Here is a 13,153-nt window from a genome sequence, read left to right as displayed (position 1 = left end):
TGCGGGCCTGAACGAGATCCAAGAGGAGCGCTGCCATGGCAGAGCCACGGCCCGTCCTGGAGATGACGGGCATAGTCAAGGAATTTCCGGGGGTACGGGCTCTGTCGGGCGTCGACTTCCGGCTCTTCCCCGGCGAGATCCACGCCCTGATGGGCGAGAACGGTGCCGGCAAGTCCACCCTGATCAAGGTGCTGACCGGGGTCCACTCCCTGGACGGCGGCACGATCACCCTCGACGGGAAGTCCGTACGGTTCGCCAGCCCGCTCCAGGCGCAGCAGGCCGGGATCAACACGGTCTACCAGGAGGTCAACCTCTGCCCCAACCTGTCGGTGGCGGAGAACATCTTCATCGGCCGTGAGCCCACCCGCTTCGGCCGCATCCAGTGGAAGCGGATGCGCAAGGAGGCGGCGGAACTCGTCGACCGCCTCGGCCTCGACATCGACGTGACCGCGCCGCTGTCCGCGTACCCGCTGGCCGTGCAGCAACTGGTCGCGATCGTACGGTCGGTGAGCACCGGCGACGGCACCGGCGACGGCGAGGGCCAGGGCACCAAGGTCCTCGTCCTCGACGAGCCGACGTCCAGCCTCGACCGGGACGAGGTCCTCGAACTCTTCCGCCTCATGCGGCGGTTGAAGGACGAGGGGGTGGCGATCCTGTTCGTCTCCCACTTCCTCGACCAGATCTACGAGATCTGCGACCGCATGACCGTCCTGCGCAACGGCACCCTCGTCGGCGAGCACATGGTGAGCGACCTCGACCAGGTCGGACTCATCCAGCTCATGATCGGCAAGGAGCTGGACAAGCTGGAGGAGCTGCACGAGCACCAGCTGCGCGCGGACGTCGGCGAGACCCTGCTGCACGCCGAGGGACTCGGCCGCACCGGCCGGATCGCCCCCTTCGACCTGGAGATCAAGAAGGGTGAGGTGGTGGGCCTCGCCGGACTGCTCGGCTCGGGCCGCACCGAACTCGCCCGGCTGCTCTTCGGCGCCGACCAGCCCGACGGCGGCAAGGTCACCGTGGCCGGCAAGCAGGTCCCGATGAACGCCCCCAACGACGCCATCGACGCCGGGGTCGCGTTCTGTTCGGAGAACCGCAAGACCGAGGGCCTGGTGCCGGACCTGACGGTCCGGGAGAACATCATCCTCGCCCTCCAGGCGGCCCGCGGCTGGACCCGGCCCATCCCGGCCGCCCAGCGCGACGAACTCGTGGCCAAGTACATCAAGGCCCTCGACATCCGCCCGGCCAACCCCGAGGCCCGTGTCGGCCAGCTCAGCGGCGGCAACCAGCAGAAGGTGCTGCTGGCCCGCTGGCTGATCACCGAGCCCCGGCTGCTGATTCTCGACGAGCCCACCCGCGGCATCGACATCGGCGCCAAGGCGGAGATCCAGAAGCTCGTGGTGTCCCTCTCCGAGGACGGCATGTCCGTGCTCTACATCGCGGCCGAGCTGGAGGAGGTCCTCCGGCTCAGCCACACCATCGGCGTGCTGCGCGACCGCAAGCTGGTGGCGCGCCTGACCAACGGGCCGGAGATCACCCCCAGCAGGATCCTGGAGACCATCGCGAGCGGAGAACACCAGTGAGCACCCCATCCGCAGCCACGACGTCCCGCTGGCGGGCGCTGACGCACCACCACCTGTTCTGGCCGGTCGCGGTCCTGGTAGCCCTGCTGCTCGTCAACGTGCCCTTCACGCCCGACTTCTTCTCGATCAAGATGACGGACGGCCACCTCTACGGCAGCCTCGTCTCGATCGTGCTGTTCGGCTCGCCGCTGATCCTGGTGGCGGTCGGCATGACCCTGGTCATCGCCACCGGCGGCATCGACCTCTCCGTGGGCGCGGTCGTCGCCATCACCGGCGCCCTGACCTGCTCGTACATCAGTGACCAGGCCGACCAGAACGCGCTGTCGGCGGTGTTCCTGGCCATGGGCGTCGGTCTCGTCGCGGCGGTGGTCTGCGGTCTGTGGAACGGCTTCCTGGTCGCCCGCATGGGCATCCAGCCGATCATCGCCACGCTGATCATCATGGTCGCCGGCCGCGGTGTCGCCCAGCTGATCACCGACGGCCAGATCATCACCATCAACAGCGAGCCGTACAAGCTGATCGGCGGCGGCTACTGGCTGACCCTGCCGTTCTCCATCTTCGTGGTGGCCGTGGTCGTCGCCGTCACGGTGGCGCTGACCCGCCGCACCGCCCTCGGTCTGCTCGTCGAGTCCGTCGGCGGCAACGCCGAGGCCAGCCGCCTGGTCGGCATCCGCTCCCGCCGCATCAAGATCATGGTGTACGTCTTCTGTGCCCTGTGCGCGGGCATCGCCGGCCTGATGATCAGCTCCAACACCTCGGCGGCGGACGGCAACAACGCGGGTCTGTGGATCGAGCTGGACGCCATCCTCGCGGTCGTCATCGGTGGCACGTCGCTGCTGGGCGGCCGGTTCTCCATCGGCGGCACGGTGATCGGCGCCCTGGTCATCCAGACCCTCACCACCACGATCTACACGATCGGCGTCCCGACCCAGACCAACCTGGTCTTCAAGGCCGTCGTCGTCATCGTCGTCTGCCTGCTGCAGTCCCCGAAGTTCCGCGCGAAGGTCTTCGGCGCCAGGTTCGGGCCCAGGTCCGGTGCGGCGAGCGGCGGCAGCGCCGCCGCCGCACCGGCGAAGACCGTCACGACCGCCGAGGCCGCCCCCAAGATGGAGGTGTCGTGATGAGCGCGACCACCCAGACCCCGACGGCCCCGGACAGCGGTACGACGGCGAAGTCCAGGTTCTCCGCGCTGCTGGGCGACCGCAGGCTGCCCGTCCTGGTGACCGCCACGCTCTTCCTCGCGATGTACATCGCGGGTCTGAGCCGCTACCAGAACTACGGCTTCGGCGAACCGCAGGTCTTCCTCAACCTGTTCATCGACAACGGCTACCTGCTGGTGGCCGCCGTCGGGGCGACGTTCGTCATCCTGTCCGGCGGCATCGACCTCTCCGTCGGCTCCGTCATCGGCTTCACGACGATGTTCACGGCCTGGCTGGTGGAGCGCCAGGGGGTGCCGCTGCCGCTCGCCGTCCTGCTCGCCCTGGGCGTCGGAGCGTTCGGCGGCTTCCTGATGGGCTACGTGATCCACAACTTCGAGATCCAGCCGTTCATCGTGACCCTCGCCGGGCTCTTCCTCTTCCGCGGACTGTGCCTGGTCATCAGCAAGGAGTCGATCTCGATCAGTGACTCCTCGGTGAGCAGCCTGGCCCAGACGCGGGTGTCGCTGGGCCTCGGCGAGCTGTCGATCGGCGCGCTCGCGGCCCTGGTGGTCATCGGTGTCGCGTTCTACGTGCTGCACTACACGCGCTTCGGGCGCCGGGTGTACGCCATCGGCGGCAACGAGCAGTCGGCCATGCTGATGGGTCTTCCGCAGGGCCGCACCAAGATCGCCGTGTACACGGTGAGCGGCTTCTGCTCGGCCCTGGCCGGCCTGCTGTTCATGCTGTACATCCAGTCCGGCGACCCGCTGCACGCCGTCGGCATGGAACTCGACGCGATCGCCGCGACCGTCATCGGCGGCACCCTGCTGACCGGCGGCTCCGGCTATGTCATCGGCACGCTGTTCGGCGTCCTCGTCCTCGGCCTCATCAAGAGCATCATCCAGTTCGAGGGCACCCTCAGCTCCTGGTGGACGAAGATCGCCACGGGCGTGCTCCTGTGCGCGTTCATCCTGATCCAGCGCGCGATGACGTCCCGCAACAAGACCTGACCGCGGCGACACCCCCTCTCGGCCCCGAGCGGCCCGGCACACGAACCCCGTGCGCCGGGCCGCTCTCGCTGTCGTCGCCCCCGGGACCGCTAAGCCTCCAGCATGCGCCGCAGCAGGTGCCGCAGGGACTCCCGTTCCTGCGTCGACAGGCCCGCCAGCGGTTCGCGGGCGAAGTCCAGGGACTCGCGCAGGCTGCGCGCGACCCGGAGTCCCTCCGGCGTCGCGGCGGCCAGTTTCACCCGGCGGTCCTTGGGGTCGGGGCGGCGCTCGACCAGACCCCGGGCCTCCAGCCGGTCGACTATCCCGGTCACGTTCGACGGCTCGCAGCGCAGCTTCTGGGCCAGCTGACGCATGGGGAGGGGCTGGAGGGAAAGGAGACCGAGGAGACGGGCCTGCGCTCCGGTCAGGGCGTGCCCGGCCGCGGCGTCCTCGTACTCCGCGTGATAGCGGGCCACGACGGTGCCGATGAGTTCGACGACCTCAAGGGTCAGCGGGTCGGCGTGCGGGGTCGTCCTCTGTGTGGCCATGCTCTCCAGGCTACCCGTTTACTTGACATCATGAAATATTCAGGAGCATGGTTGTTTCAGGTACTGAAGTAACCGCACGGTATGTACGGGCGACCCCGATGCTCCGTACACCGCACGCACCCGCAGGAAGGCCCCCATGTCCGACACCTCCGCCCTCCCCGCCACCAGCCGTGAATGGCACCTGCTCAGCCGCCCCGTCGGCTGGCCGAAGTCCGAGGACTTCGCCCTGGTCGAGGCGGAGATCCGGCAGCCCGCCGACGGCCAGGTCCTGGTCCGGAACGCGTTCCTCTCCGTGGACCCGTACATGCGCGGCCGCATGAGCGCCGCCAAGTCGTACGTCGCCCCCTTCGAGCTGGGCAAGGTCATGCAGGGCGGCGCCGTGGGCGAGGTCGTCGCCTCCGCGGCGGACGGCATCGCCGTCGGCGACCACGTGCTGCACTTCGGCGGCTGGCGCGAGTACGCCACCATCGACGCCCAGCAGGCCGTCAAGGTCGACCCCGACGCCGCGCCCCTGTCCACCTACCTCGGCGTCCTCGGCATGACCGGCCTCACCGCCTACGCCGGTCTGCTGCGCACCGCCTCCTTCAAGGAGGGCGACTCCGTCTTCGTCTCCGGCGCCGCGGGTGCCGTCGGCAGCCAGGTCGGCCAGATCGCCAAGCTCAAGGGCGCCTCCCGCGTCATCGGCTCGGCCGGCTCCGACGACAAGGTCAAGCTGCTCGTCGAGGAGTACGGCTTCGACGCGGCGTTCAACTACAAGAACGGCTCCGTCGCCGAGCAGTTGCGCGAGGCCGCGCCCGACGGCGTCGACGTCTACTTCGACAACGTGGGCGGCGACCACCTGGAGGCCGCCATCGGGCAGCTCAACCGCGACGGCCGGATCGCCGTCTGCGGCATGATCTCCGTCTACAACAACACCGAGCCCGCCCCCGGCCCGAAGAACCTCGCCCGCCTCATCCAGACCCGCGGCCGCATCGAGGGCTTCCTCGTCGGCGACCACTACGACCTCCAGCCGCAGTTCGTCCAGGAGGTCGGCCCCTGGGTCGCGTCGGGCGCCCTCAAGTACCGCGAGACCGTCGTCGAGGGCATCGAGAACAACCTGGAGGCCTTCCTCGGCGTCCTGCGCGGCGACAACACGGGCAAGATGATCGTCAAGCTCTGATCCGGATCCCGTGACGCGACCCGGTCGCGTTCGATGCGCACGGTGGAGTCCGCACCCCTGGACGTGGGGTGCGGACTCCACCGCGTTCCGGCCGCTCGGGCCCGGCCGCCCGGTCCCTCCGGCCTCGCTCCGTGCGCCCCGTTCCGTGCGCCGCGTTCCGCCCGTTCCGGTCGGACCTCCAGGGCCGCCGAATGGGCCGCCCGCACCAGGCCCGCGTTCTCCGGTGCCGCCCCGCCCGGGTACGCCAGGCGGCCTGGCGCGACGTCCGCGCAGCCTAAACATCTAACCCGCTTGCCTAATACCTTTAGGCAACTGCATAATCGTCCTCACTCGACAGGAGGACGACCATGGCACGCGCGGGGCTCACCCCGGAACGTCTCGTCCGGGCGGGCGCGGAGCTGGCCGACGAGGTCGGCTTCGACGAGGTGACCGTCTCGGCGCTGGCCCGGCGGTTCGACGTCAAGGTCGCCAGCCTGTACTCGCACGTGCGGAACTCCCACGACCTGCGGACCCGTATCGCCCTGCTCGCCCTGGAGGAACTCGCCGACCGGGCCGCCGCCGCGCTCGCCGGACGCGCCGGCAAGGACGCCCTGGCCGCCATGGCGAACGTGTACCGCGACTACGCCCGCGAACACCCCGGCCGCTCAGCCGCCGCCCGGATGCGGCTCGACCCCGAGACCGCCGCCGCGAGCGCGGGCGTCCGGCACGCCCGGATGACCCGGGCGGTCCTGCGCGGCTACGACCTGGAGGAACCGGACCAGACCCACGCCGTCCGGCTGCTCGGCAGCTTCTTCCACGGCTACGTCAGCCTCGAACTCGCCGGCGGCTTCAGCCACAGCCTCCCCGACTCCGAGGAGACCTGGATCCGGCTGATCGACGCCCTCGACGCGCTGCTGCGCGACTGGCCCGCCCCGTCCACCCCTTGACCCCAGGTGAGGCATGCACACCGACGACCACTGGATCAGCACCCCCCTCACGGCCGACCTGCTGCGCGGCGCCCTCGACGTGGAGCGCACCGAGCACGGCCTGCTCCCGCACCGGCTCCCCGCCCGCGCCCGCGCCCAGTGCGCCGACCCCCAACTCGCGATGGCGGAGGCCCAGCCCTCCGGCGTACGCCTGGCGTTCCGCACCCGCGCGACCGCCGTCGAACTCGACACCCTGCCCACCAAACGGAACTACGTCGGGGCCCCGCCCCGCCCGGACGGCGTCTACGAACTGCTCGTGGACGGCGTCCCGACGGGCCGGGGGAGCGTCACCTCCGGCCACACCCTCACCATCGACATGACGGCCGGAACCGCCGAGCGGGCAACGGGAACCCCGGGCACCGTCCGCTTCACGGACCTCCCGGACACCGACAAGACCGTCGAGATCTGGCTCCCGCACAACGAGACCACCGAACTGGTCGCCCTGCGCACCGACGCCCCCGTGGAGCCCGCCCCCGACCCCGGCCGCCGGACCTGGCTGCACCACGGCAGTTCCATCAGCCACGGCTCCGACGCCACCGGCCCCACCGGTATCTGGCCCGCCGTCGCCGCGTCCCTCGGCGGTGTCGAACTGATCAACCTGGGCTTCAGCGGCAGCGCCCTGCTCGACCCGTTCACCGCCCGCACCATCCGTGACACCCCCGCCGACCTGATCAGCCTCAAGATCGGCATCAACATCGTCAACCACGACCTCATGCGCCTGAGGGCCTTCGCCCCCGCCGTCCACGGCTTCCTCGACACCATCCGCGACGGCCACCCCACGACGCCCCTCCTCGTCGTCTCGCCCATCCTGTGCCCCATCCACGAGACGACCCCCGGCCCCTGCGCACCCGACTTCAGCGGCATCGGGGAGGGCCGCCTGCGCTTCCGCGCCATGGGCGACCCGGCCGAGGTGCCCCTGGGCAAGCTCACCCTCCAGGTGATCCGCGCCGAACTCGCCCGCCTGGTCGCGGACCGGTCCGGGAGCGACCCGAACCTCCACCACCTCGACGGCCGCGACCTGTACGGCGAGTCGGACGCCGAGGCCCACCCCCTCCCCGACGGCCTCCACCCGGACGACGACACCCACCGGCTCATGGCCCGCCGCTTCGCCGCCCGCGCCTTCGCCGCGGAGGGCCCGTTCGCCCCCTGAGGGCCCCTTTCGCCCCCTGAGGGCCCCTTTCGCCCCCTGAGGGACCCTTTCGCCCCCTGAAGGGCCGCGGCCCCTCCGGCCCGCCCCGCCCACCCCACGGATAAAGTGCCCCCATGCGCGATCTAGGGGTGGGTTTCCGGTATCTCGTCCAGGGCCAGAAGTGGGTGGCCCGGCACGGCAGGCAGTACGGCTTCGGCCTGGTCCCCGGCCTGATCACCCTGGTCCTCTACCTGGCCGCCCTGACCGCGCTGGCCGTGTGGGGCCCGGACTTCGTCGCCTGGTGCACCCCCTTCGCCGACGACTGGTCCAGCCCCTGGCCCGGCCTCTTCCGCGGCTTCCTCACCGCCGTGCTGTTCGCGCTCGCCCTGCTGCTGTCCGTCGTGACGTTCACGGCCATGACCCTCCTCATCGGCCAGCCCTTCTACGAGAACCTCTCCGAGAAGGTCGACCGCGACGTGTCCCCCGACGGCACCGCCCCGGAGTCCGGCCTGCCGTTCTGGCGGGAACTGTGGATCTCGGCCCGCGACAGCCTGCGCATCGTCGTCAGGGCGGCCCTGTGGGGCGTCCTGCTCTTCGCCCTCGGCTTCGTCCCGTTCGTCGGGCAGACGGTCGTCCCCGTCATCGGCTTCTTCGTGACCGGCTTCTTCCTCACCGAGGAGCTGACGGCCGTCGCCCTCCAGCGCCGCCGGGTCGAACTCCGCGACCGTCTGCGGATGCTCCGCTCCCGCCGGATGCTGGTCTGGGGCTTCGGCACCCCGCTCGCCCTCGCCTTCCTCGTGCCGTTCGTCGCCGTCTTCCTCATGCCGGGCGCGGTCGCGGGCGCGACGCTCATGGCCCGCGACCTCCTCGGCGAGGAGACCACGGGCGACGACGACCGCGACGACCGGAGCGGCGGCGGCCCCGGCGGTCCCGGTGGCGGCCACGCGCCCCGGCCCCGGCCGGCGGACCCCTGGACCAAGCCCGGGGTGCGGTGACCGCCGGGGCGGTTCACGACGCGTCCGCGGCCACCCTCACGACGGCCCGCACCTGCGCGATGATGTCCAGCCGGTTCCGCACGAACTCGGGGTCGGTGACCGTCCCGGTCGCCGGGTCGGTGTTGCCCGTCCCGAACTGCAGCACCGGTGTGTGCACATGCCCGCCCGGCAGCGTGTCGTGCAGGCCCAGCCGGTCCCGCAGCAGCGTCGCCCGGTAGGCGATCTCGTTGGAGAGGTAGTTCCCGCCGCCCCCGGCCCGCGCGGTCGAGCCCGCCGTCGGCCCCTCCGGCCGTACGACCGCCGTGGTGCCGCCCGCCGGTATCTCCGTCACGCTCGTGTTGTCGTACACCGGGAAGCGCCCCGTGGCCGCGGCGACGATGTCCGCGTACGGCAGGGTCGTCGACGTCCACTGCGGCTGCGTGGCGGGGTCGGTCACCGGGACGGTCTCGGTGCGCGCGACGTCGTCGTTGTCGGGGAAGCCGCCCCGCCAGGCCCCGTTGGTGCGCTCGATGTCGAAGCGGCCCACCCGGCCCTGGCTGACGGTGGCGAAGAGGTCGACCCGCGGCAGCCGCCCGCGCAGGGTGCGTTCCACCGTCCCGTCGGCGAAGTCCTGCCAGCGGACGGGGAAGACGGCCGTCTCGATCCGCGCCGGACCGTCGGCGGTGCGGATCACCGTGCCGTCGAGCGCGAGCGCCGTCGCCCCGGACGGGTTGGAGATCCGGATGTCCCGGTCCAGGGTGAACGGGTCGAACCCGGTGACGAGGATCCGCTTCAGCCCCTTCCCGTCGGCGGAGCGGGGGTAACGGATCGCGTCCTGCCCCCGCGACGCCTGCTCCAGCCTCCCCAGCAGCGCGGCCCGCCGGACGTCGCTCAGGGCGAACCCCGGTGTCCACTGCCGGACTTCCCGCGTCATCCCCAACCGGGCCCAGTACAGCGGCCGGTCGTCGTCCCGGCTGAGGTCACCGCCCGCCGGACCCCGGCCCTGCGCCCGGTCCACGGCCCGCGTCCACAGCCGCGATCCGGCACGGACGACGATCCGCTCCGCCTGCTCGTACGACCGCGCCCCGGCGAGCGCCCGCTCCAACTCCGGTGCCGCCCGGTCGAATCCGGACCGCCGCAGAATCTCCTGGGGCACCGCGCGGTCGAGCCGCCGCTCCTCGACGGTGAGGGCGGCGGAGGCGCCCTCGGGCGCGGCCGGTCCCGAGGAGGAAGCCGTTGCGGGGCCGGGCACGGCGAGGCCCGCGCACAGGGCCACCAGCCCCACCGCTCCTCGCGCGCCGGTCCTGCCGCGCCGCCCCGACGTGTAACCAAGTCTCTTGAAATGCAAGGGAGTTCGAGTCCTTCCGTGGCTGCGGCGCGAGCGCGCCGCGGGGGGTGTGGCCCGGACCGCGGCAGTATCGCGTGACGGAAGGGGCGCACGCCATGCCACGCGCCGTGCGGGACGCCGTGCCGGACGAGGGCTCAGCCCTCCCGCTCCTCCCCGCCCACCCCTGGCTCCCCGCTCTCCCCGCTCTCCCCGAGCAGGGTCAGGAAGTCGCGGAACGCGCCCGGCATGTCGACGTTCTCCGGGTCCAGCAGCCACTGGTACTGCAGCCCGTCCATCACGGCCACCAGCAGCGGCGCCGTCCGCTCGGGGGTGAGGCCGTTCGGCAGGCGCTCGCCGTACGCGGCGCGCAGCAGCTCCGCCATGGTCGCCCGGACCTTCCCGTACCGCTCCGTGAAGTACTCCCGCGCCGGATGCCCCTCGGTGACGCTCTCGCCGAGCAGCGCCGAGAACGTCTGGACGATGCCGGGCCGCATCGCGTTGTACTCCACCAGCGAGGCCAGCAGGTCCAGCCGCCACCGGTGGTCCGGCACCGCGTCCCACTGGTCCCGCTCCTCCAGCACGGCGACGAGCAGTGCCTCCTTCGTCGGGAAGTGGTGCAGCAGCCCCTGCTGGGTGAGCCCGACGCGCTCCGCGACCGCCGCCAGGCTCGCCGCGCGGTAACCGCGCCCGGCGATCACCTCCAGGGCAGCCCGGACGATCTCGGCGCGGCGCTCCTCGCTCCTGAGCCTCGCGTTCATGGCGTCACCGTACGGCATCCCCCCGGCCTGAACATAACGGCAGGGTAACGAAACCTACCGGTCACCAGGTGGCGGGTGCACGATGGGCGGACCGCACGGACCCGAGACCCTGGAGGAACCCATGGCGGGCATCCACGCACACCCGGCCGACGAGGCGGCCCGCGAGGCCGTCGTCGACACGGCCCTGGCCGCGCTCGACCTCGACGCGAAGGCCCGGCTCCTCGCCGGCCAGGACTTCTGGACGCTGCCCGCCCTCCCCGAGATCGGCCTGGGCTCCCTGGTGATGTCCGACGGCCCGATCGGCGTACGAGGCATCCGCTGGACCGCCGACGACCCGTCCGTGGCCCTGCCCTCCCCGACCGCCCTCGCCGCCACCTGGGACCCCGAACTCGCCCGTGAGGCCGGGGTGCTGCTCGCCCAGGAGGCCCGCCGCAAGGGCGTCCACGTGCTGCTCGCCCCCACCGTCAACCTGCACCGCTCCCCGCTCGGCGGCCGCCACTTCGAGGCGTACAGCGAGGACCCGTACCTCACCGGGGAGATCGGCACCGGCTATGTGCGGGGCGTCCAGTCCGGCGGCGTCGGCACCACCGTCAAGCACTTCGTCGCCAACGACGCCGAGACCGAACGCTTCACCGTCGACAACCTGGTCTCCGCACGCGCCCTGCGCGAGCTGTACCTGGCGCCCTTCGAGGCGATCGTGGAGAACGCCCACCCCTGGGGCATCATGACCGCCTACAACTCGGTCAACGGCACCACGATGACCGAGCACCACCACCTCGTGAACGAGGTCCTGCGCGGGGAATGGGGCTTCGACGGCTTCAACGTCTCCGACTGGACGGCCGCCCGCTCCACCACCGGCGCCCTCACCGGCGGCCTCGACGTCGCCATGCCCGGCCCCGTCACCGTCTACGGCGAGGCCCTCGCCGCCGCCGTACGCGCCGGTGAGGCCGACGAGGCCCGGGTCGACGAGGCCGTGCGTCGTGTGCTGCGGCTCGCCGCCCGGGTCGGCGTCCTGGAGGGCGCGGACCCGGTCGTCACCGAGCCGCCCGCGCCCGTCGACGGCGCCGCCCTGGCCCGCGAGATCGCCCGCCGCTCCTTCGTCCTCGTCCGCAACGAGACGCGCGGCGAGCGGCCCGTGCTCCCCCTGCAGCCGGGTGCGACGGTCGCCCTCGTCGGCGCCGCCGCCCGCGACGCCCGGGTCCTCGGCGGCGGCTCCGCCACCGTCTTCCCCGCCCGTGTCGTCTCCCCGCTCGACGGCCTCACCGCCGCGCTCCCCGAGGGCACCCTGACCTACGCGGTGGGCGCCGACCCCGAGGAGGAACTCGCCGTCGCCGACCAGGGGTTCGTGCTGCGCGCCGTCTGCCGCGACGCCTCCGGCACCGTCATCGGCACCGGCTCCGCGCCGAGCGGGCAGATCCAGTGGATGGGTTCGGACCTCCCCGACGGTGTGACACACGACTCCCTGCACAGCGTCGAACTGACCGGCACCCTCACCCCGCGCGAGACCGGCACCCACACCTTCGGCATCAAGGGCCTCGGCGCGTTCACCCTCACCGTCGACGGCACCACCCACTTCGACGCCGTCCAGTCCGCCGACAAGGACGACCCCTTCGGCGCGATCTTCAGCGCCCCCGTGCCCCGGGCCCGGGTCGAGCTGACGGCCGGCACCCCGGTCGAGGTCTCCCTCACCCACGTCATCGCCCTCCCGGACGACGTGCCGTTCAGCGGCGTCGGCTTCTCCCTCTGCCACCAGGAGCCGCGGCGCGACCCCGACGAGCTGATCGCCGAGGCCGTCGCGGCGGCCCGCGCCGCCGACACCGCCGTCGTCGTGGTCGCCACCACCGAACGCGTCGAGTCCGAGGGCTTCGACCGCGCCGACCTCCGCCTCCCCGGCCGCCAGGACGACCTGGTCCGCGCCGTGGCCGCCGCCAACCCCCGCACCGTCGTGGTCGTCAACTCCGGTTCCCCGGTGGAGCTCCCGTGGCGCGACGAGACCGCCGCGGTCCTCCTCACCTGGTTCCCCGGCCAGGAGGGCGGCGCCGCCCTCGCCGACGTCCTCACCGGCAGCCACGAGCCCGGCGGACGCCTCCCCACCACCTGGGGCTCCCTCGCCGACGCCCCCGTCACCCGCGTGACCCCCGCGAACGGCGAACTCCCCTACGACGAGGACGTCTTCATCGGCTACCGCGCCTGGGACCGGGCCGGCGCGACACCGGCGTACCCCTTCGGCCACGGCCTCGGCTACACCGACTGGACCTACGAGTCCATCGAGGTGACCGGCACGACCACGGCGACGGTGCGCCTGCGCAACACCGGCACCCGACCCGGCCGCGAGGTCGTCCAGCTCTACCTCGCCCCGACCGCGCCCGACGCCGACCGCCCGCGGCGCCGCCTGGCCGGTTTCGCCGTGGTGGAAGCGGCCCCCGGCGAGACGGCGCAGACCACCGTCGAACTCCCGCGCAGGGCCTTCGAGACCTGGGACGGGACGACGAACTCCTGGACGTACGTGAAGGGTTCCTACGAGCTGTCGGCGGGCCGCTCGATCGCCGACAGCCGCGTCGTCACCACGATCGAGGCGTAGCCGC

Annotated in this window: 11 protein-coding genes; 8 read left to right on the top strand and 3 right to left on the bottom strand. The window is 72.1% G+C overall.

The features are described 5' to 3' along the window. Positions 1–35: 35 nt before the first annotated feature. Genes GSY65_RS10915 through yjfF form a run of 3 tightly spaced genes read left to right on the top strand, consistent with a single transcriptional unit; the run spans position 36 to position 3,729 of the window. Entirely contained in the window at positions 36–1,580 is a 1,545-nt protein-coding gene (locus tag GSY65_RS10915) for a sugar ABC transporter ATP-binding protein (RefSeq protein ID WP_159767148.1), read from the top strand. Next, a complete protein-coding gene (locus GSY65_RS10910; protein ID WP_159767147.1) occupies positions 1,577–2,701 on the top strand; it encodes an ABC transporter permease in 1,125 nt (374 codons plus the stop codon). The genes GSY65_RS10915 and GSY65_RS10910 overlap by 4 nt, the downstream gene beginning before the upstream one ends. Beyond that, a complete protein-coding gene (yjfF, locus tag GSY65_RS10905; protein ID WP_159767146.1) occupies positions 2,701–3,729 on the top strand; it encodes a galactofuranose ABC transporter, permease protein YjfF in 1,029 nt (342 codons plus the stop codon). The genes GSY65_RS10910 and yjfF overlap by 1 nt, the downstream gene beginning before the upstream one ends. Positions 3,730–3,818: 89 nt before the next feature. Here yjfF and GSY65_RS10900 read toward each other — a convergent pair whose 3' ends face one another. Then, a complete protein-coding gene (locus GSY65_RS10900; protein WP_159767145.1) occupies positions 3,819–4,256 on the bottom strand; it encodes a MarR family winged helix-turn-helix transcriptional regulator in 438 nt (145 codons plus the stop codon). A gap of 136 nt (positions 4,257–4,392) precedes the next feature. On the opposite strand from GSY65_RS10900, the gene GSY65_RS10895 reads away from it, so the two are divergent. The 4 genes from GSY65_RS10895 to GSY65_RS10880 all read left to right on the top strand — a co-directional run bounded on the left by GSY65_RS10895 (position 4,393) and on the right by GSY65_RS10880 (position 8,504). Beyond that, a complete protein-coding gene (locus GSY65_RS10895) occupies positions 4,393–5,415 on the top strand; it encodes an NADP-dependent oxidoreductase (protein WP_159767144.1) in 1,023 nt (340 codons plus the stop codon). 347 nt (positions 5,416–5,762) lie between these two features. Beyond that, entirely contained in the window at positions 5,763–6,341 is a 579-nt protein-coding gene (locus GSY65_RS10890) for a TetR/AcrR family transcriptional regulator (protein ID WP_159767143.1), read from the top strand. A 13-nt stretch (positions 6,342–6,354) separates the two neighbouring features. Further along, positions 6,355–7,530 (top strand): GDSL-type esterase/lipase family protein, encoded by a 1,176-nt coding sequence (locus tag GSY65_RS10885; RefSeq protein ID WP_159767142.1) that lies wholly within the window; start codon positions 6,355–6,357, stop codon positions 7,528–7,530. A gap of 113 nt (positions 7,531–7,643) precedes the next feature. Beyond that, the gene (locus tag GSY65_RS10880; protein WP_159767141.1) at positions 7,644–8,504 is read left to right on the top strand and encodes an EI24 domain-containing protein; all 861 of its coding nucleotides are present in this window, start codon (positions 7,644–7,646) and stop codon (positions 8,502–8,504) included. 13 nt (positions 8,505–8,517) lie between these two features. On the opposite strand, the gene GSY65_RS10875 is transcribed toward GSY65_RS10880, so the two are convergent. Both GSY65_RS10875 and GSY65_RS10870 read right to left on the bottom strand, forming a co-directional pair. Beyond that, positions 8,518–9,768 (bottom strand): pyroglutamyl peptidase, encoded by a 1,251-nt coding sequence (locus tag GSY65_RS10875; RefSeq protein ID WP_201452780.1) that lies wholly within the window; start codon positions 9,766–9,768, stop codon positions 8,518–8,520. 197 nt (positions 9,769–9,965) lie between these two features. Continuing rightward, the gene (locus tag GSY65_RS10870; RefSeq protein ID WP_159767139.1) at positions 9,966–10,586 is read right to left on the bottom strand and encodes a TetR/AcrR family transcriptional regulator; all 621 of its coding nucleotides are present in this window, start codon (positions 10,584–10,586) and stop codon (positions 9,966–9,968) included. Positions 10,587–10,689: 103 nt separating this feature from the next. On the opposite strand from GSY65_RS10870, the gene GSY65_RS10865 reads away from it, so the two are divergent. Beyond that, complete coding sequence (locus tag GSY65_RS10865) at positions 10,690–13,149, top strand: glycoside hydrolase family 3 protein (protein WP_159775794.1); 2,460 nt, start codon at positions 10,690–10,692, stop codon at positions 13,147–13,149. The last annotated feature ends 4 nt before the right edge of the window (positions 13,150–13,153 follow it).

Origin of the sequence: Streptomyces sp. HM190 (genome assembly GCF_009857135.1) — a bacterium.
In the GTDB taxonomy this organism is placed as follows: domain Bacteria; phylum Actinomycetota; class Actinomycetes; order Streptomycetales; family Streptomycetaceae; genus Streptomyces; species Streptomyces heilongjiangensis.
Note: the sequence above shows the minus strand (reverse complement) of the source record. Positions and strands in the feature narration are given on the sequence as shown.

Excerpts from the sequence above, each read along its gene's own strand:
- GSY65_RS10915 (WP_159767148.1), top strand. The coding sequence starts at position 36 with ATGGCAGAGCCACGGCCCGTCCTGGAGATGACGGGCATAGTCAAGGAA.
- yjfF (WP_159767146.1), top strand. The coding sequence starts at position 2,701 with ATGAGCGCGACCACCCAGACCCCGACGGCCCCGGACAGCGGTACGACG.
- GSY65_RS10900 (WP_159767145.1), bottom strand. The coding sequence starts at position 4,256 with ATGGCCACACAGAGGACGACCCCGCACGCCGACCCGCTGACCCTTGAG.
- GSY65_RS10895 (WP_159767144.1), top strand. The coding sequence starts at position 4,393 with ATGTCCGACACCTCCGCCCTCCCCGCCACCAGCCGTGAATGGCACCTG.
- GSY65_RS10890 (WP_159767143.1), top strand. The coding sequence starts at position 5,763 with ATGGCACGCGCGGGGCTCACCCCGGAACGTCTCGTCCGGGCGGGCGCG.
- GSY65_RS10885 (WP_159767142.1), top strand. The coding sequence starts at position 6,355 with ATGCACACCGACGACCACTGGATCAGCACCCCCCTCACGGCCGACCTG.
- GSY65_RS10880 (WP_159767141.1), top strand. The coding sequence starts at position 7,644 with ATGCGCGATCTAGGGGTGGGTTTCCGGTATCTCGTCCAGGGCCAGAAG.
- GSY65_RS10870 (WP_159767139.1), bottom strand. The coding sequence starts at position 10,586 with ATGCCGTACGGTGACGCCATGAACGCGAGGCTCAGGAGCGAGGAGCGC.
- GSY65_RS10865 (WP_159775794.1), top strand. The coding sequence starts at position 10,690 with ATGGCGGGCATCCACGCACACCCGGCCGACGAGGCGGCCCGCGAGGCC.